Source organism: Bacillus sp. ChL18 (genome assembly GCF_026241425.1).
Classification (GTDB): domain Bacteria; phylum Bacillota; class Bacilli; order Bacillales; family Bacillaceae; genus Bacillus; species Bacillus velezensis.
Genome location: NZ_JAPHWE010000002.1, coordinates 777,390 through 793,411, shown reverse-complemented (window position 1 = coordinate 793,411; position 16,022 = coordinate 777,390). Strand labels below are relative to the sequence as shown.

Below are 16,022 nucleotides of genomic sequence, written 5' to 3'. Positions count from 1 at the left end.
GAAGCCGTTATGAAAAAAAACCGATTTCTTTTATGAAATCGGTTTTTTTACTGATCTATATGATAGGAACGATTCGGCAGGCGCCACCTGAACACATAACTGCAGATGCGGCATGCCACAAGCACAAGAAACAGCACATACAAACCGGCGGCATCCCCGGCCCAGCCGAGGCCCACGATTAACCCTCCGAGCGCGGCCCAGACTGCATAAATTTCCGCCTTGAGCACAAGCGGCTTCCTGCCCGCGAGCAAATCCCGTATGATGCCGCCCCCGCTGCCGGTCAGGACCGCTGCCGCAATCACCGCACTGAGCGGATGGCCCATTTTCACGGCATATAAAGCGCCTTGGATGGCAAACGCCGAAAGCCCGATGGCATCGGATAGGTTGCCCCATTTACTCCAATGTCTTAACAGCAGCTTCGGAAACAAAAAGACAATCGTAACTGATGCGAGAGCGATTTGAAAAAACGCGCCTTGCTCCCACAAGGCGGAGACCGGGACACCGATCAGCAGGTTTCGGATGGCTCCGCCGCCGAACGCCGTTACAATCCCCAAAATATACACGCCTAAAATATCATACTCCTCTTCCATCGCAACAATCGCTCCGCTGACCGCAAACGCAATGATGCCGATTACACTAAGCAGCTCCCAGGCCATTCCATATGCTCCTTTTTATTTGTTAAATTTTCTGACGACCATTAGATTTTATAATCGCTTTCTCTTAAAATCAACCTTATTTTTGAAAGATTCTGATTCCTAACCCGGGACAACCTCACCCGCAACGGCTGGGAGCAAGAATATTTACCTATTTTATACTATTTTGGGAGGTTTATTGGAAGTTTCATTGAATACTTTCTCTAACAAAAAGGGGGTTATGAGATGAAAATCAGTTCACTTGTTTTTCCTGTTTTATTGGCCGCCGGATTAATTCCCGGCCTGCCGTCAGCCGAAAGCCATACGCATTCGCACACTCATGCGGAGCCGGCGAAAACGGTGTATACGGACCCGCTTCCGAAAGCCGATCATTTTAAAGATTTGAAGGGACCGGTCCAAGTTGAACAGACGGTTGACACAAAAATTCTGGATGAAAACGGCAAGCAGGTCGGCACGAAACGATTTAATGCCAATGTCAGTCAGGATAAAGCCTCAACTAAAGCCGGCACGGGCTCTCAGAAGGTCAGAGTTTTGGCGGTGGCGGACGCTGAATACCGCGCCAAATACAGCGACTGGCAAACGCGAATCGTCCAGATCGTGGAGCAGGCGGATGTCGCTTTTAACCGTGATCACAACATTGATTTCGTCGTACAGGCCGTGCAGGCTTGGAATTCTTCCGGCTCAAACAGTTCTCAGATTTTATCGAATCTCCAAGGCAGCTTCAGAAATCAAAATTATCATTTTGTCGTCGGTTTTACCGCAAAATCAAGTTTTGACGCCGGCGGTATCGCGTATGTATATAACGGCAAACCGAGCGGCCCGGCTTTCAGCGTGAACCTTGATCAAGGAACGGCCAACACGGCGAAAGCGGCACAGCACGAGTTTTCCCATAACTTCGGACTTCAGCATGACGCCCAAGGCAGCGGCATCCGCTGCGTCATGAATTATGATTATGCCTATTCCGTTGATATTTGGGACAGCTCCCATAACAGACAGATTGCGACAAACAAAGCTTGGTACAAATAATAGAAAAAGAGCCGCTCCCATGGAGCAGGCTCTTTATTTTGCCGTGCGTTCCGTTTTGACAAAACACATGCAGATCATAATGAGAATAAATGCCGTCAATGCCAGGAAAGGAATGGTAATGAAACCGAACCAGTTTATATATTCAGATGAGCAAGGCACGCCGTAGACACACGGCTTGATGCCGCTGAAACCGGGCACCTTCTGCTCAAGGTAATGCATGATCGATATAAACGCGCCGATGACGGCCATCGGCAGCACATATTTTTTCACGCGCGTGTCACCCTGAAAGGTGGCGATTCCTAAAATCAGGACAAGCGGGTACATGAGAATTCTTTGATACCAGCACAGCTCGCACGGTATGAATTTTCTGATCTCGCTGAAATATAGGCTGCCGAGCATGGCAGCAAGAGCTATCACCCAAGAAGCATATAAAAATACGATTCTATTTTTCATTTTTCAGCTCTTTCTTAATCGTTTTTGAAATCTCATCATATTTAGAGAAGTCATTAATCACCTTGTCATTTACATAAATCGTCGGTGTCGCCGTAATGTTTAATTTATCATTCAGGTCAGTGTCAGTTTTCAGCTCTTTTGCAAATGTCTCTTTATCAAGGTTTTCCTTCAGCTTGTCAGGATCAACCTTTTTCGCGGTGCTTTTGACCGTTTTTTCAAGCAATGCAGGCGTGACCCATTCCTGTTCGCTTGACGGCTGCTCTTCAAACAGCTTTTCATGGAAAGTCCAGAATGATGCCGGGTCTTCTTTCCACACTTCTTCTGAAGCAAGAGCCGCCAGACGCGAGCCGCTTCCGTGGTACATGACGTTCACAAATGAAAATTTCACGTCGCCTTTATCGATAAAATCTTTTTTGATTTTCGGAAAGATATCGCTGTTAAATACTTTGCATGAAGGACATTTGTAATCTCCGAATTCAACTACCGTAACAGGCGCGCTGTCTTTGCCGAGCACGGGCTGTCCTTTAATGGAAGGCTGTTCGGCGACTGTTTCGCCCGCTTTTTCCGTTTGGTTGTTAATAATTACGATGGCCGCAAATAAAACGACAACGATTAACGTCAGTATCACCGCAAATTTCGCAGACGATTGTTTCTTTTTCACTCAGACACCTCATTGTTTTTAAAATAAAAAAGAAGCGGATGCCGGATGGCCCGCTTCTCTATTTTACCAAGACAACCTTGTTTAAGAAAACCCTGAAAAACGAATTATCTTTGACAATTATTCCGCTTTCACTCTCATGACGCGCATCGCGTTGGCAACGGCGATCAGCGTGACGCCTACATCTGAAAAGACCGCTTCCCACATGGTGGCGAATCCGAATGCGCCAAGCAGGAGAAAAATGATTTTTACGCCTAAAGCAAATCCGATGTTCTGCCAGACGATCCGGCGTGTGCGGCGTGCAATCCGGATGGCTTCGGCTGCTTTTGACGGCTGGTCTGTCATCAGGACGACATCGGCCGCTTCGACGGCGGCATCAGAGCCGAGAGCCCCCATGGCAGCTCCGATGTCAGCTCTGGCAAGCACAGGCGTATCATTAATCCCGTCACCGACAAACATCAGTTTTTCATTCGGTGAAAGCGCCGCTTCAAGTTCTTCGACGCGGTCTACCTTGTCACCCGGCAAAAGCTCTGTGTACACGTCATCAATACCGAGCTCTCGGCCGACAGCTTCTCCGGTCTGCTTTGAATCACCCGTCAGCATCACTGTCCGCTTCACGCCGAGCGCTTTTAAATTGGCAATGGCCTGTTTGGCGTCCTCTTTGATTTCGTCGGCGATCACGATCGCCCCCGCATACTGCTGATCAACGGCGACATAGACGACGGTTCCGTTATTTTCAGCTGTGCCGGAAGCGATTTGTTCTTTTGCCATCAGTTTTTGATTTCCGGCCAAAATCGTTGATCCGCCGGTTTTCACCCGAATGCCGTGTCCGGGTATTTCTTCATATTCTTCAATCTCGTCTGCCGCTAACGGTTGATTGTAAGCTTCACGGATGGAAGAAGCAATCGGATGATTGGAATGGGCTTCTGCGAGCGCGGCCGCATGAAGCAGGCTGTCTTTTGTAAACCCTGCCGCCGGCTTGATATCAGTAACGGCGAAATTGCCTTTCGTTAAGGTTCCCGTTTTATCAAACACGGCGTATGCCACCTGATTGAGCGCTTCTAAATAGTTGCTGCCTTTCACGAGCACCCCTGCTTTAGACGCAGCTCCGATACCGCCGAAAAACCCGAGCGGAATGGAGACGACGAGTGCGCACGGACAAGAAATCACAAGGAAAATCAGCGCGCGGTACACCCAGTCGGATAGCGCGGCTGAAGGCACGAGAAGCGGCGGTAAAAAGGCGAGAAGCACCGCAACAATGACAACGGCCGGTGTATAGTACTTGGCAAACTTCGTAATAAAGTTTTCCGTTTTCGCTTTACGTCCGGCCGCATTTTCGACCAGATCCAATATTTTTGACACGGCAGAGTCTTCATATCCTTTAGAGGTTTCAATATGCAGCACGCCGTTCTGATTCATAAATCCGGCCATCACATCTTGCCCCGGCTCCGCTTTTCTCGGCACGGATTCGCCCGTTAAAGCGGATGTATCAACCATCGAAGAACCGCTCAGCACCTTTCCGTCCAGCGGAATCCGTTCTCCGGGATTCACGACGATGACCTGTCCGACTTTGACGTCCTGCGGCGGAACGGCAGCCATGCCGTTTTCCGTTTTCACATTGGCGTACTCAGGACGGATGTCCAATAACGCGCTGATCGATTTTCTGGATCGGCTGACGGCCGCTCCCTGAAACAATTCACCGATTTGGTAGAACAGCATGACCGCGACGCCTTCCGGATACTGATGAATTACAAATGCGCCGATCGTGGCAAGCGCCATCAGAAAATGCTCATCAAATACCTGGCCGCGGACAATGTTTTTTCCCGCTCTGGCTACGATATCGCCGCCGATGATCAAATATGAAGCAAAAAAGAGCAGAAACTCAAGGACGGCGCCCGTGTGCGCGAAGTAAGCGATGACGGCCAAAACGGCTCCCGCTGCCAATCTCACTAACATCAGCTGCAGCTTTTTGCGGTACTCATCCTCGCCGGGTTTGTCTTCATGCTTCGAACGAACGGTCACATGAGGATCAATGGACTTTACTTTTTTCGCGACTTCGTCTTTCATCCATTGCTCGTTTTTGCCGCCGGCTGAGACCGTGATGGTGCTTGCCGCAAAATTGACAGCACAGCCGTCTATGCCGTCAATGGCTTTTACGCCGTTTTCTATTTTTTTTGCACAGTTGCTGCAATCAAGTCCGTCTAATACAAATTCACCTTTGGCTGCTTTCATTTTCGACTCACCCTACTTTCCGTAATAGGATTCCCATAACATCAATACAGCTAAACGATTTTATATATATGAACATATACTCATATATTTGTTTTCTCTATTATATGCAGGCTTTGAATAAAGTGTCAATAAAAAAGACAAAACAGGCCTCAGCCCATTTTGTCTTTTTTCACCTTCTGTAAACGCAAAGCATTAAGCACGACCGATACTGAGCTGAACGCCATGGCAGCGCCTGCCACCCACGGGGCCAGAAAGCCGGACGCCGCAATCGGAATGCCGATGCTGTTGTATCCCAATGCCCAGCCTAAATTCTGCCTGATGTTTCTCATGGTCAGCCTGCTCATGCCGATGGCGTCGGCAATGCCGTTCAGGTCACCGCGGATCAGCGTAATATCCGCCGCTTCCATTGCGATATCTGTGCCGGTGCCGATGGCCATTCCGATATCGGCCACAGCCAGCGCCGGAGCATCATTGATGCCGTCACCGACCATCGCCACACGTCTGCCTTCTTTTTGCAGCCGGGAAATTTCCGCCGCCTTTTGTTCGGGAAGCACTTCGGCGATCACGCTGCCGATACCCGCGGCTTTTGCAATGGCCTCCGCGGTCTTTTTGTTGTCACCGGTCATCATGATGACGTCAAGCCCCATATCATTCAGACGTTTCACCGCGGCCGGAGATGTTTCCTTGATCGTATCGGCGACTGCGATAAGCCCCGCCGCTTTGCCGTCTGCCGCAATAATCATCACCGTTTTCCCTTCCGCCTCCAAGCGGGCCATGTGCGGAAGCAGTGCCTCATGTTCAATGTGTTCTGATTCCATCAGCCGTCTTGATCCGGCAAGAATCGTTCTGCCGTCAGCCTCTGCATAGATTCCGGAACCGATCCGGGCTTGGAACCGGGTGATTTTCGGGATGGCAATCCCCCGTTTTTCGGCTCCTGACACGATGGCTTCTCCAAGCGGGTGCTCTGATCCCGTTTCGGCGGCCGCCGCCAGCCGCAGGAGTTCCTCTTCGTTCATTCCCTCTGCCGGTACGGCATCTGTCAGAACCGGTCTGCCGTTTGTCACCGTTCCTGTTTTATCCAGTACGATTGTCGTCAGACGCTGGGTCTTTTCTAAATGCTCTCCTCCTTTAAAAAGAATGCCGAATTCAGCTGCGCGGCCGGAGCCCGCCATAATGCTCGTCGGAGTGGCGAGCCCGAGTGCGCACGGACAAGCAATGACAAGCACGGCGATGAATTTGCCGATCGCTTCAGAAAACTGTCCCGGCGCGGCCCATACATACCAAATGAGAAAAGTCAGCACGGCCAGCCCCAGCACAATCGGGACGAAAATGCCTGAAATGTGATCCGCGAGCCGCTGAATGGGGGCTTTTGATCCTTGGGCTTCTTCTACGATTTTAATAATGTGTGCAAGCGCGGTATCTTTCCCGACATTCACCGCTTTGATTTTGAGAAAGCCGTTTGCATTGATCGTCGCCCCGGTGACGATGCTTCCGGGAGACTTATCGACAGGCATGCTCTCTCCCGTAATCATCGATTCATCAATCGCGGAATGGCCCTCAATCACTTCGCCATCGACAGGGACGCGTTCTCCCGGTTTCACATATACGATGTCCCCCGTCCGGACCTCGTCAATCGGAATCACCTGTACCTTCCCTTCCCGCTCAACCGCCGCCGTCTTCGCCTGAAGCTTCATTAACTTTTTAATCGCTTCTGATGAGCGGCCTTTCGCTTTCATCTCTAAAAGCTTTCCAAGCAAAATCAAAGTCAGCAAAATGGCGCTCGTTTCATAATAAAGCCCCTCAACATGTCCGTCTCGTCCGAGAGACGCGATCGTCATGTACAGGCTGTATGCGTAAGCGGCCGTCGTTCCGAGCGCAACGAGAACATCCATATTGGCGCTTTTGTTTCTCAGCGCCTTGTACGCTCCCATATAAAAAGGCCAGCCGATGACGAGCTGCACCGGGGTGGCAAGCGCGAATTGCAGCCACGGATTCATCAGGATATCCGGCATCCAGATAAAAGAAGTAAAAGAAAAATGGCTGACCATCGACCATAGAAGCGGAAAGGAGAGAACGGCAGAAAGTATCAGCCTGATCAGCTGCTTTCGCTGCTCTTTCTCCTTTTGGGAAAATCCGCCGTCTCCATCAACCGCTTTCTTCTCGTCTAATCTGTAGCCGAGTTTTGCCACGGTCTCTTTCAGCTCTTTCGGTGTCACCTCTTTCGGATTGTATTCAACGGTGACCGTTTCCAGAGCGAAATTCACCGGTGCGCTGTCAACTCCCCCTATTTTGTTCAGGCGCTTTTCAATCCGGTTGGCGCAAGCGGCGCATGTCATGCCTTCAATCTGAAACTCGGCTTTTTCCGTCACAACATGGTAGCCGAGTTTTTCAATTTTTTCTTTTATGGCGCCAGCTTCGATTTTGTCAGGCTGATAGGAAATATTTGAGGTTTCAAGCGCAAGATTGACGGAAGCGTCATTGACGCCGTCCATCCGTTTCAGCCCTTTTTCAATTCTTGAAGCGCAGGCGGCGCATGTCATGCCCCCCACTTGAATGGTCATTTCTTTCGGTTCACTCAATGTCCTCATCTCTCTTCATAAACCCCACAGGGGTATAATTATGATAAAAGAAAACCGCGCCCGTTTCCGCAGCGCGATAAATCCTATACGACGTCATAACCTTGATCTTCAATCGCGTCTTTTATATCTGATACGGAGACTTTGTTCTCATCAAACGTCACGTCCACCTGTCCGGCTTCCAATTTCACCTGAACCGCCGTCACTCCGTTCAGTTCTCCTACTCCGGTCTCTACTGCTTTGACACAGTGCTGACAGGACATGCCTTCGACTTGCAGTGTTTTTTGTTCCATGATGATTCCCTCCACGTCTTGTTTTTTCTTCTTCATGTTACCATACCCCTGTAGGGTATTTCAAAACATTTTATTTTACGATTTTGCGATTTTTTTCACAACATCAAGCAGCTCGGCAATCGCCTGCTCCCCGTTTCCGCTCTCAATGGCGCCGGCTACGCAGTGATGGGCGTGATCTTCCAGCAGATGAAACGCGACTTTCTGCATGGCCGCCTGTACGGCTGAAATCTGCACGAGAATATCCACGCAGTATCGTTCGTTCTCCACCATATTCTGAATGCCCCTGACCTGGCCTTCAATCCGTTTCAGCCGGTTCAGAATCTGGTCTTTTTCTTTGGCGCTTTTATGATTTAACGATTGATGCTCGGTATGTTTGTCCATTTTCCACCTCGGTTTTTTCTTCGTTATCTTCATTATACAGACTTGAAAATCCGGTGTAAAAAATTTTCAACACACAAGTTTTACCAGTACTCCCGCGGGGTATATAATGTTATCACATATCAAGAGGGGGAAATTCATTGAAAACGATACAGGTTGGCATATTGGGATATGGTTTGTCGGGTAAAGTTTTTCATGCGCCGCTTTTGGACGTCCTTGATGATTATCAGATCAAAAAAGTCATGACCTCCAGAACGGAGGAGGTCAAACGTGATCTGCCGGGGGCTGAAACCGTGCGCGCGATTGAAGACATTACCGGTGATCCTGACATTGATCTCGTCATCGTTACGACACCGAGCGGAATGCATTATGAATCAGCGATGAAATGCCTCCTGGCGGGAAAACACACCGTCGTGGAAAAACTGATGACGGCGACTTCAGCAGAAGCAGAGGAACTGAGAAGAACAGCTGAAGATAAAGGCGTCTTACTGAGCGTGTACCACAACCGGCGGTGGGACAATGACTTTTTAACAATACAAAAGCTGATTCGGGACGGGGCGCTTCAAGACATTCATACATATCAAGTCAACTACGATCTGTACAATCCGGTTGTACAAGAAAGATGGCGCGAAAAAAACGGACCCGCCACGGGAACGCTGTATGATCTCGGTTCACATATTATTGACCAGACACTTCTGCTTTTCGGAATGCCGGAATCCGTCACCGCACATGTGATGAAGCAGCGGGACAATAGTGAAACCGTTGATAATTTTCTGGCCGCGCTCCATTACGGCAAACTTCAGGTCATTCTTCAATCCGGCTCCATGAATGCAGCAAGCGGCCCGCGCTACCAGATTCACGGACGGAATGCAAGCTTTATCAAATACGGAAAGGACGGACAGGAAGAGGCGCTTTCAGCCGGACAAAAGCCGATCGACGACAGCTGGGGCGCCGATGACCCTGACAACTTCGGAGAGCTGACAACCGCAGCGGATGAAAAAAGGCATACAGAAACAATCCCCTCTGAGAACGGCTCTTACCTTACGTACTACAAACTGCTGGCTGACAGCATCTTAAACGGAAAACCGCTTCCCGTTACGGCAAAAGAAGGCATCGATGTCATCCGTGTCATTGAAGCGGCGATGAAAAGCAGCGAACAAAAACGGACGATTGCCCTTTAATATGAAAAACCCCCCAGCCGTACGGCGGGGAGGTTTTTTAAGATCAGAATGATTTTCCGGCTTCTTTCGCGCGGGCAATCGCATCTTCTTTAATTTGCTGTGCTTTATTCGGTTCAGCATTATGGCCTTCAACGATTAAACCGTCAAAAGAAGGAACGCCGAAGAAGTTCATCATGATGCCGATGTAACGGTGGCCCATTTCCATGTCAGCCGCCGGCCCTTCGGAGTAATAGCCTCCGCGCGCCTGAATGTGGAGCGCTTTTTTGTCAGTCAACAGACCGATCGGGCCTTGCTCTGTATATTTGAATGATTTTCCGGCTACAGCCACAGAATCAAGGTACGCTTTCATAACAGGCGGGAATGAGAAGTTCCAAAGCGGTGTGACGAATACGTATTTGTCAGCTGACGCGAATTGATCGCTCAGCTCGTTCAGACGGCCGACTTTCGCTTTTTCGTTTTCAGAAAGCTCTTCAAAACCTGTGCCGGATTGAAGTTTTCCCCAGCCGCTGAATACATCCGCATCGATATGAGGAATGTTCTCTTTGTAAAGGTCGATATGTACAACCTCATCATTCGGGTTTGATTCTTTATAAGAATCGATAAACGCTTTTCCTGTCGCCATGCTGTAAGATGTCTTTTCATCATGAGGATGAGCAGTGATATAAAGTACTTTTGCCATTGTAAACAGCCCTTTCGTTTTCAGATTACACACACATTTATTATGAAATATGAATGTTTTTTTATACTGATCAGTTCTGTAATAATTATAGTTACAAAAAAATCATTTAGCAACAATAATATCTTGAAATCAGTACTTTTTTTAAAAAAGGCTGTAATGACGGGAATGGCAAGCAGCAGAAAAAGCAGAAACATTTAGTTTCTGCTCAAAATCGGATTGGGTCTGCAGGCCGGAATATCCAATCCGAGATTCCCCCGCAGTGTATCGGCCGGATAGCTTTTTCGGTACAGCCCCTTTTCCTGAAGGATCGGTATGACATGATCCACAAAGGCTTCAAGCATGCCCGGGATGTCAGAGTGAATGATAAACCCGTCCGCCGCTTCCCGCTGAAACCATGTTTCAATTAATGACGCCACACGTTCCGGTGTCCCGATAAAGTTGGTTCGCGGAAACGCGGCTTCGCGCGCCACTTGACGCAGCGTAAGATTCCGGGTTTTCGCCTCTCTTTTGATACGGTCTGTCGTGCTTTGAAACGCGTTTTTCCCGACGTCGCCCAAATCAGGAAACGGCTCATCCAATGGAAACTGGCTCAGATCATAATCGTCAAAAAATCTGGCCACATACTTAACAGCGTTCTCTATGGGAATCAGCTCGGCGAATTCTTGGTATTTCGCTTCCGCTTCTTCCTGTGAGCCGGCTATAATCGGACTGATTCCCGGAAAAATCCGCAGCTTGGAAGCGTCCCGGCCGTAATCCGCCGCCCGCTTCTTCACATCATCATAAAAAGCCTTCGTTTCCTCAAGTGAATTGGAGTGCGTAAAGACTGCATCTGCATTCCTCGCGGCAAACGACCGGCCGGTTTCTGAAGACCCCGCTTGGAAAACGACCGGCTCTCCCTGTTTGGACCGGCCGATATTCAGCGGACCCTCCACTTGAAAATACTCGCCTTTGTGATACAGGCGATGCAGTTTGTCAGGGTCAAAAAATTGCCCGGTTTCTTTGTTGCGGACGAAGGCATCTTCTTCCCAGGAATTCCACAGACCGCGCACCACGTCCACATGTTCCTGGGCGATGGCGTAGCGCCGGCTGTGGTCGGGAAGGCTTTCTTTGCTGTGATTGCGCGCGGCTCCCGCCTGCGGAGAGGTGACGAGATTCCAGCCCGCCCGGCCGCCGCTGATATGGTCAAGAGACATCAGCTGTCTTGCGATGGTGAACGGCTCAGTGAACGATGTGGAAAATGTGCCGATTAAACCAAGATGGGTTGTAGAGGCGGCAAGCGCCGATAAAATGGTGATCGGCTCAAACCGATTTAAGAAATGCGGGATGGACTTTTCAGAAATGAACAAGCCGTCCGCAATAAAAGCAAAGCTGAACAGCCCTCTTTCAGCAGTCTGCGCTTTTTGCCTGTAAAACGCCGCATTCGTGCTTGCTGTCGGATCGGCGTCGGGATGACGCCAGCCGTCCGTTGTGCCGCCGACACCGTGAATCATGGCTCCGAATTGAATAAGATCCGTCCGGCTCATTTTCTCTCCCCCTCTTTCCCCTCGTAATCGGCAAGCGCCCGTTCTACATGTTCAATGCCGACTTGAGTAACGGCCTGATACACACGGCTGTCACCGCTGCCGATTTCAACGACGGGGACATGACGGATGCCGTACTTCATCTGCAGCACGTCACGCAATTCGTCCCGTTCTGTCACATCAATTGTTTCGTATGCCACGGCTTTTTCCCGCAAATATCCTTTCACTTCATCGCAATAGGAGCAGCCCTGTTTGCTCCAGACCACTACGTTTACTTCATGACTCATGTTCATCCCTCCTATAATTGTGGGACCGGCTGCACCGCTTCGCTTAACAGCCGATAAGACAATCGTTTTTCCTCAACATTTTTAATAGGCGACAAAATCACAAAATCAGTAATGCTGTATTGAACCGATAATCGTCTCAGCTCGGCGGCTGTCTCTTCTTTTGTCCCGGCAATCACACCCGTCTTCTGTGTAATCAGCTTATACGGCTGCGTGACTTGTTCAAGAAACGCTTCCGCTTGTTCCCTGGAACCGACATTCACCTTTTTGCCGTCTTCGAGAATGATTTTGACCGACTCACGCGATACCACGTGTTTTTCCGCTTCTGCTTTTGTATGCGCGGTAAATACCATCGGCGCAAGGTGAAATTCCGCCTTCGATCCTTTCGGCAGATGCTCGTCAAAGGCGTGGCGCGCTTTTTCTAACGCAGCCTCTTCACCGTTTATGAAATAGGCGAAAACGAAGGAAATGCCGAGTTTGGCCGCGGATATCGCGCTTTCCGCGCTGCCGCCGAGCAAAAAGATGTCAGGCGCATACTCAGTATGCGGCGCCGGCCGCAATGACGCGTAGCGGTGCGAGTCCGGAAAATCATTTCGGATGAAATGAGTCAGCTCCTCAAGCTTTTCTTCAAACAAACGGGCGGGCTGGATTAGCTCCCGCTGCAATGCATCGGTTGACAGCTGAAATCCGCCGGGCGCTTTGCCGACACCGAGCGCCACACGGCCGGGAGCAAGGGCGGACAGAACCCGGAACTGCTCCGCCACTTTATAAGGACTGTAATGCTGCAGCATCACCCCGCCGGATGCGAGACGGATTTTTTTCGTGCTTGCGGCAAGATACCCCAGAACAATTTCCGGCGCTGATCCCGCTATCTCTTCATTGTTATGATGCTCCGCCGCCCAGAAACGGTCATATCCGTATTGTTCGGCCTCCTGAGCCAATTTCACCGTTTGCCGCAAGGCTTCTTCTGCGGTTTGGTTTTCCGCGGTGACACTTTGGTCTAAAATGCTTAAACGAATCATACGACAGGCTCCTTTATGCGCTCTTTTATGTCATAACCGTAATCAGGCAGCACGCGGCGGAGGAACTTCTTCGTTCTTTCTTTTTTCGTCTTGTAAAAGACTTCCTCAGGCGTTCCTTGTTCCACGATTGCTCCTTCATCCATAAACACAATTTGGTCGGACACTCTTCTGGCAAACTCCATTTCATGTGTGACAATGATCATGGTGGCGCCGGTCCGCACAATGTTAAGCATCACCTCGAGCACCTCGCCGACAAGCTCCGGATCGAGGGCTGCGGTCGGTTCGTCAAACAGCATGACATCAGGATGAATGGCAAGCGCCCGGGCAATCCCGACCCGCTGCTTTTGTCCTCCCGACAGTTGATTCGGATAGGCGTGCAATTTATCTTGAAGCCCCACCTTGGCCAGTTCCCGCTCGGCAATGGCGTACGCATCTGGTTTTTTCATTTTCCTTGCGACCGTCAGGCCTTCCATGACATTTTGAATCGCCGTTTTATGCGAAAACAAATGATATTGCTGAAAAACCATCGCCGTCTGTTTCCTCAGTCTGAGAATGTCTTTTTTGGCAGGCTTTTTGCAGTTAATGACTTCACCGTGCAGCGAAATGGCGCCCTCATCCGGCCGCTCAAGTAAATTAAGGCAGCGCAGAAAAGTGGTTTTCCCGGAACCGCTCGGGCCGATGATGGTCACGACTTCTCCTTTCCGGACACTTAAATTGATCCCCTTTAACACGTGATGACTGCCAAAATGTTTTTGAATGTTTCGGATTTCGATCATAATGCGCCTCCTTGATATCTGGCTGCCCTTTTTTCCGCCAGACTGTTTACAGCTTCGAGAATCAGCGTTAATCCCCAATAAATCACGGCCGCCCCGATAAATGCTTCCAGAAACGCATAGTTATCGGATGCCGCAATCGTCGCCGTTCCTGTAATTTCAGGCACCGCAACAATGGCCGCGATGGAAGTGGTATGCAAAAAGCCGATGCCTATATTGGTGAAGTTCGGCAGCGATATCATGAACGCCTGCGGCAGAACCACGCGCCGAATCATCTGTCCCCGCGTCAGGCCGATTGAATATGCCGCCTCCGCCTGCCCCGTATCGACGGCCATGATCCCGGATCGGAGAATTTCCGTCATATAAGCGCCTGCCGTTAATGACAGTGCCATGATGACAAACACGGCGACCGGAATCTGATTGGCCGACCAGCCGAGATGAAACGTGCGGCTGAATTGATCGGCAATCAGCGGAACCCCTAAATAAATCAGCATAATATGGAGAATTGCCGGGGTGCTGCGGAAAAAAGACACGTAAAACGCTGAGCAGGCCAGCAGCCATTTGATGCGGAATATACGCACCATGATATTGCCGAGAGCTATGAAAAATCCGGCAATAATCGGAATGACCGTCATTGCCAATGTAAGCGGAACGGTTTTCATCATTTGTTTTATCGCAGTGCCGATAAACGGAATGTCCAGCTCCACTGTTCTCCCTCCTTTTCAGCCGTGCGCGCTCATGTCAAAAACCGTCACAAGGCGCGTCTCATCTTTCTTGATTCGTTTTTCGGCCCATCTGAAGACACATTCAAATAAAAGGGCGGCCGCATAATACAGAACAGAAAGCGAGATATACACTTCTAAAGAATGATTGCTCGATGTAATCAAGGTCTGTCCTCTGCCCGACATATCCATCACCCCGATCGAAAAAGCGAGTGATGTATCTTTTAAGAAACCGATCACCATATTCCCGATGTTGGGAAAGGCCTGCACAAGCGCCTGCGGCAGAATGATGCGCCGGAATGTCTGCCCCCCGTTCAGCCCGATGCTGAACGCCGCCTCCGCCTGCCCGCGTTCGACGCTGTTCACACCTCCCCTGATGATTTCGGCCGCTCTTGCCGCGCTGCTCAGCGCGTACGTGGCGATGGCCGCATACAAAGGGTCCATTTTGGAGGTATCAATTCCGGCGAGCGCCGTGAGCGCCGGAATGCCGTAAAATACAATGAACAGCTGCACCATGATGGGCGTTCCTCTGAAAAAAGAGATATACAGCTTCGCAAACTGATTCAAAACGGGAATGCGATAGATCCGGGGCAGCGCCAAAAGCAGCCCCAATAGAAAGCCGAACAGCAAAGACACCGCCAATATATACAGCGTGACGGGCAAATACCCGAGCAATGTCGGCACAAAGGACGCGATCATACTGATATCAAACGCTTTTTCCATTGCCGATCCCTCTCTTTTTCACTTAATATTGCTCCTTTGAATAATCCGCGCCGAGCCACTTTTCACTCAGCTTTTTAAGCGTGCCGTCATCAATGATTTCCTGCAGGGCTTTATCAATGTCATCGCTCAGCGTTTGTTCATTTTTGTTAAACATAAAGAACACTTTGGCATTTGACAGCACCCCGCCGACTGTTTTTTCTTTGATCGCGCTCGTTTTGTTTTGGAAATCGACGGCAAACGGTGTTGAAATCGTCGCATCGGCGCGGCCGGATTTCAGCTGATTGGCCGCATCGTTGGAGCCTTGGCCGGCATAAGCGATTTCAAACGGACTGCCGTGTTTTTCATTCCATTTCTTCAGCACAAGCGCGCCGTTTGACGTCGGACTCGTAATGACCCGCTTTCCTTTCAAGTCCTCAATGCCGTGAATGTTCCCGTTTTCTTGAAGCACCGTGATTTTCAGCGGGAAGTTGTTATACGCGACTTGATTGAACAGAAATTTTTTCTCCCGTTCAGCGCTTTTCTCCATTTGATGGGCTACGATATCGACTTTATGCTGGCCGAGGCTGACAAGCAGGTTGGAGAAATCCATCGTTTTAAAAGTGAAACGATAGTCCGGCAGGCGCCTGTCAAGCTCTTTCACCAGCTCAACGTCGTAGCCCGTCAATTTGCCTTTATCATCAATAAAGCAAATATTCGGAAATTGAGTGCCGGTGCCGACCGTAATGTTCTTCACGTTTTTCTGATTGCCTGATGCCGCCTCCCCGCCCGCGCCGCAGGCTGATAACGCCGCCGTTGCGGCAATTGTTAATGACATGACCGCCAGTCTTATTTTCATGTGATCGCCCCGTT

General features: G+C 49.9%; 17 protein-coding genes. 2 read left to right on the top strand and 15 right to left on the bottom strand.

What is annotated here, in order from left to right:
• Positions 1 to 47: 47 nt before the first annotated feature.
• Complete coding sequence (locus OQ477_RS15005; protein ID WP_007410017.1) at positions 48 to 656, bottom strand: trimeric intracellular cation channel family protein; 609 nt, start codon at positions 654 to 656, stop codon at positions 48 to 50.
• Positions 657 to 878: 222 nt separating this feature from the next.
• Here OQ477_RS15005 and OQ477_RS15000 point away from each other — a divergent pair, with 222 nt between their 5' ends.
• Positions 879 to 1,679: a zinc-dependent metalloprotease gene (locus OQ477_RS15000; RefSeq protein WP_007613764.1), complete on the top strand. Its 801-nt coding sequence runs from the start codon at positions 879 to 881 to the stop codon at positions 1,677 to 1,679.
• Between the two features lie 33 nt (positions 1,680 to 1,712).
• Here the strand turns inward: OQ477_RS15000 and OQ477_RS14995 are convergent, their stop codons facing one another.
• The 6 genes from OQ477_RS14995 to csoR form a co-directional block, all read right to left on the bottom strand.
• Positions 1,713 to 2,132 carry a disulfide oxidoreductase gene (locus OQ477_RS14995; RefSeq protein WP_014305812.1) on the bottom strand — a complete coding sequence of 140 codons (420 nt, stop codon included), beginning with the start codon at positions 2,130 to 2,132 and terminating at the stop codon, positions 1,713 to 1,715.
• Entirely contained in the window at positions 2,122 to 2,793 is a 672-nt protein-coding gene (locus OQ477_RS14990; RefSeq protein ID WP_265973017.1) for a DsbA family protein, read from the bottom strand. Before OQ477_RS14990 ends, OQ477_RS14995 begins: the two co-directional genes overlap by 11 nt.
• 117 nt (positions 2,794 to 2,910) lie before the next feature.
• On the bottom strand, positions 2,911 to 5,022 hold the full coding sequence (locus OQ477_RS14985) for a heavy metal translocating P-type ATPase (RefSeq protein WP_265973015.1): 2,112 nt from the start codon (positions 5,020 to 5,022) through the stop codon (positions 2,911 to 2,913).
• A gap of 149 nt (positions 5,023 to 5,171) precedes the next feature.
• The gene (locus OQ477_RS14980; RefSeq protein ID WP_265973013.1) at positions 5,172 to 7,601 is read right to left on the bottom strand and encodes a heavy metal translocating P-type ATPase; all 2,430 of its coding nucleotides are present in this window, start codon (positions 7,599 to 7,601) and stop codon (positions 5,172 to 5,174) included.
• Positions 7,602 to 7,684: 83 nt separating this feature from the next.
• The gene (gene copZ, locus OQ477_RS14975; protein ID WP_015240581.1) at positions 7,685 to 7,891 is read right to left on the bottom strand and encodes a copper chaperone CopZ; all 207 of its coding nucleotides are present in this window, start codon (positions 7,889 to 7,891) and stop codon (positions 7,685 to 7,687) included.
• 75 nt (positions 7,892 to 7,966) lie between these two features.
• Positions 7,967 to 8,272 (bottom strand): copper-sensing transcriptional repressor CsoR, encoded by a 306-nt coding sequence (gene csoR / locus OQ477_RS14970; RefSeq protein ID WP_013353610.1) that lies wholly within the window; start codon positions 8,270 to 8,272, stop codon positions 7,967 to 7,969.
• A 137-nt stretch (positions 8,273 to 8,409) separates the two neighbouring features.
• On the opposite strand from csoR, the gene OQ477_RS14965 reads away from it, so the two are divergent.
• The gene (locus tag OQ477_RS14965) at positions 8,410 to 9,450 is read left to right on the top strand and encodes an oxidoreductase (RefSeq protein WP_265973012.1); all 1,041 of its coding nucleotides are present in this window, start codon (positions 8,410 to 8,412) and stop codon (positions 9,448 to 9,450) included.
• Positions 9,451 to 9,493: 43 nt separating this feature from the next.
• Here the strand turns inward: OQ477_RS14965 and azoRB are convergent, their stop codons facing one another.
• The 8 genes from azoRB to OQ477_RS14925 form a co-directional block, all read right to left on the bottom strand.
• Positions 9,494 to 10,129: an FMN-dependent NADH-azoreductase AzoRB gene (gene azoRB / locus OQ477_RS14960; protein ID WP_003151719.1), complete on the bottom strand. Its 636-nt coding sequence runs from the start codon at positions 10,127 to 10,129 to the stop codon at positions 9,494 to 9,496.
• A 194-nt stretch (positions 10,130 to 10,323) separates the two neighbouring features.
• Positions 10,324 to 11,652 carry an LLM class flavin-dependent oxidoreductase gene (locus OQ477_RS14955; RefSeq protein ID WP_265973011.1) on the bottom strand — a complete coding sequence of 443 codons (1,329 nt, stop codon included), beginning with the start codon at positions 11,650 to 11,652 and terminating at the stop codon, positions 10,324 to 10,326.
• On the bottom strand, positions 11,649 to 11,936 hold the full coding sequence (locus OQ477_RS14950) for a glutaredoxin family protein (protein WP_265973010.1): 288 nt from the start codon (positions 11,934 to 11,936) through the stop codon (positions 11,649 to 11,651). Before OQ477_RS14950 ends, OQ477_RS14955 begins: the two co-directional genes overlap by 4 nt.
• Before the next feature lie 11 nt (positions 11,937 to 11,947).
• On the bottom strand, positions 11,948 to 12,955 hold the full coding sequence (locus OQ477_RS14945) for an LLM class flavin-dependent oxidoreductase (RefSeq protein ID WP_265973008.1): 1,008 nt from the start codon (positions 12,953 to 12,955) through the stop codon (positions 11,948 to 11,950).
• Positions 12,952 to 13,731: an amino acid ABC transporter ATP-binding protein gene (locus OQ477_RS14940; protein ID WP_007613788.1), complete on the bottom strand. Its 780-nt coding sequence runs from the start codon at positions 13,729 to 13,731 to the stop codon at positions 12,952 to 12,954. Before OQ477_RS14940 ends, OQ477_RS14945 begins: the two co-directional genes overlap by 4 nt.
• Positions 13,728 to 14,435: an amino acid ABC transporter permease gene (locus tag OQ477_RS14935; RefSeq protein WP_265973005.1), complete on the bottom strand. Its 708-nt coding sequence runs from the start codon at positions 14,433 to 14,435 to the stop codon at positions 13,728 to 13,730. The genes OQ477_RS14940 and OQ477_RS14935 overlap by 4 nt, the downstream gene beginning before the upstream one ends.
• A 15-nt stretch (positions 14,436 to 14,450) precedes the next feature.
• Positions 14,451 to 15,173 carry an amino acid ABC transporter permease gene (locus tag OQ477_RS14930; RefSeq protein WP_265973003.1) on the bottom strand — a complete coding sequence of 241 codons (723 nt, stop codon included), beginning with the start codon at positions 15,171 to 15,173 and terminating at the stop codon, positions 14,451 to 14,453.
• A 22-nt stretch (positions 15,174 to 15,195) separates the two neighbouring features.
• The gene (locus OQ477_RS14925; protein WP_265973002.1) at positions 15,196 to 16,008 is read right to left on the bottom strand and encodes an amino acid ABC transporter substrate-binding protein; all 813 of its coding nucleotides are present in this window, start codon (positions 16,006 to 16,008) and stop codon (positions 15,196 to 15,198) included.
• Between the last annotated feature and the right edge of the window lie 14 nt (positions 16,009 to 16,022).

Coding starts and splice junctions, on each gene's coding strand:
- OQ477_RS15005 (WP_007410017.1), bottom strand. CDS start 656: ATGGCCTGGGAGCTGCTTAGTGTAATCGGCATCATTGCGTTTGCGGTC.
- OQ477_RS15000 (WP_007613764.1), top strand. CDS start 879: ATGAAAATCAGTTCACTTGTTTTTCCTGTTTTATTGGCCGCCGGATTA.
- OQ477_RS14995 (WP_014305812.1), bottom strand. CDS start 2,132: ATGAAAAATAGAATCGTATTTTTATATGCTTCTTGGGTGATAGCTCTT.
- OQ477_RS14985 (WP_265973015.1), bottom strand. CDS start 5,022: ATGAAAGCAGCCAAAGGTGAATTTGTATTAGACGGACTTGATTGCAGC.
- copZ (WP_015240581.1), bottom strand. CDS start 7,891: ATGGAACAAAAAACACTGCAAGTCGAAGGCATGTCCTGTCAGCACTGT.
- csoR (WP_013353610.1), bottom strand. CDS start 8,272: ATGGACAAACATACCGAGCATCAATCGTTAAATCATAAAAGCGCCAAA.
- azoRB (WP_003151719.1), bottom strand. CDS start 10,129: ATGGCAAAAGTACTTTATATCACTGCTCATCCTCATGATGAAAAGACA.
- OQ477_RS14955 (WP_265973011.1), bottom strand. CDS start 11,652: ATGAGCCGGACGGATCTTATTCAATTCGGAGCCATGATTCACGGTGTC.
- OQ477_RS14950 (WP_265973010.1), bottom strand. CDS start 11,936: ATGAGTCATGAAGTAAACGTAGTGGTCTGGAGCAAACAGGGCTGCTCC.
- OQ477_RS14945 (WP_265973008.1), bottom strand. CDS start 12,955: ATGATTCGTTTAAGCATTTTAGACCAAAGTGTCACCGCGGAAAACCAA.
- OQ477_RS14940 (WP_007613788.1), bottom strand. CDS start 13,731: ATGATCGAAATCCGAAACATTCAAAAACATTTTGGCAGTCATCACGTG.
- OQ477_RS14930 (WP_265973003.1), bottom strand. CDS start 15,173: ATGGAAAAAGCGTTTGATATCAGTATGATCGCGTCCTTTGTGCCGACA.
- OQ477_RS14925 (WP_265973002.1), bottom strand. CDS start 16,008: ATGAAAATAAGACTGGCGGTCATGTCATTAACAATTGCCGCAACGGCG.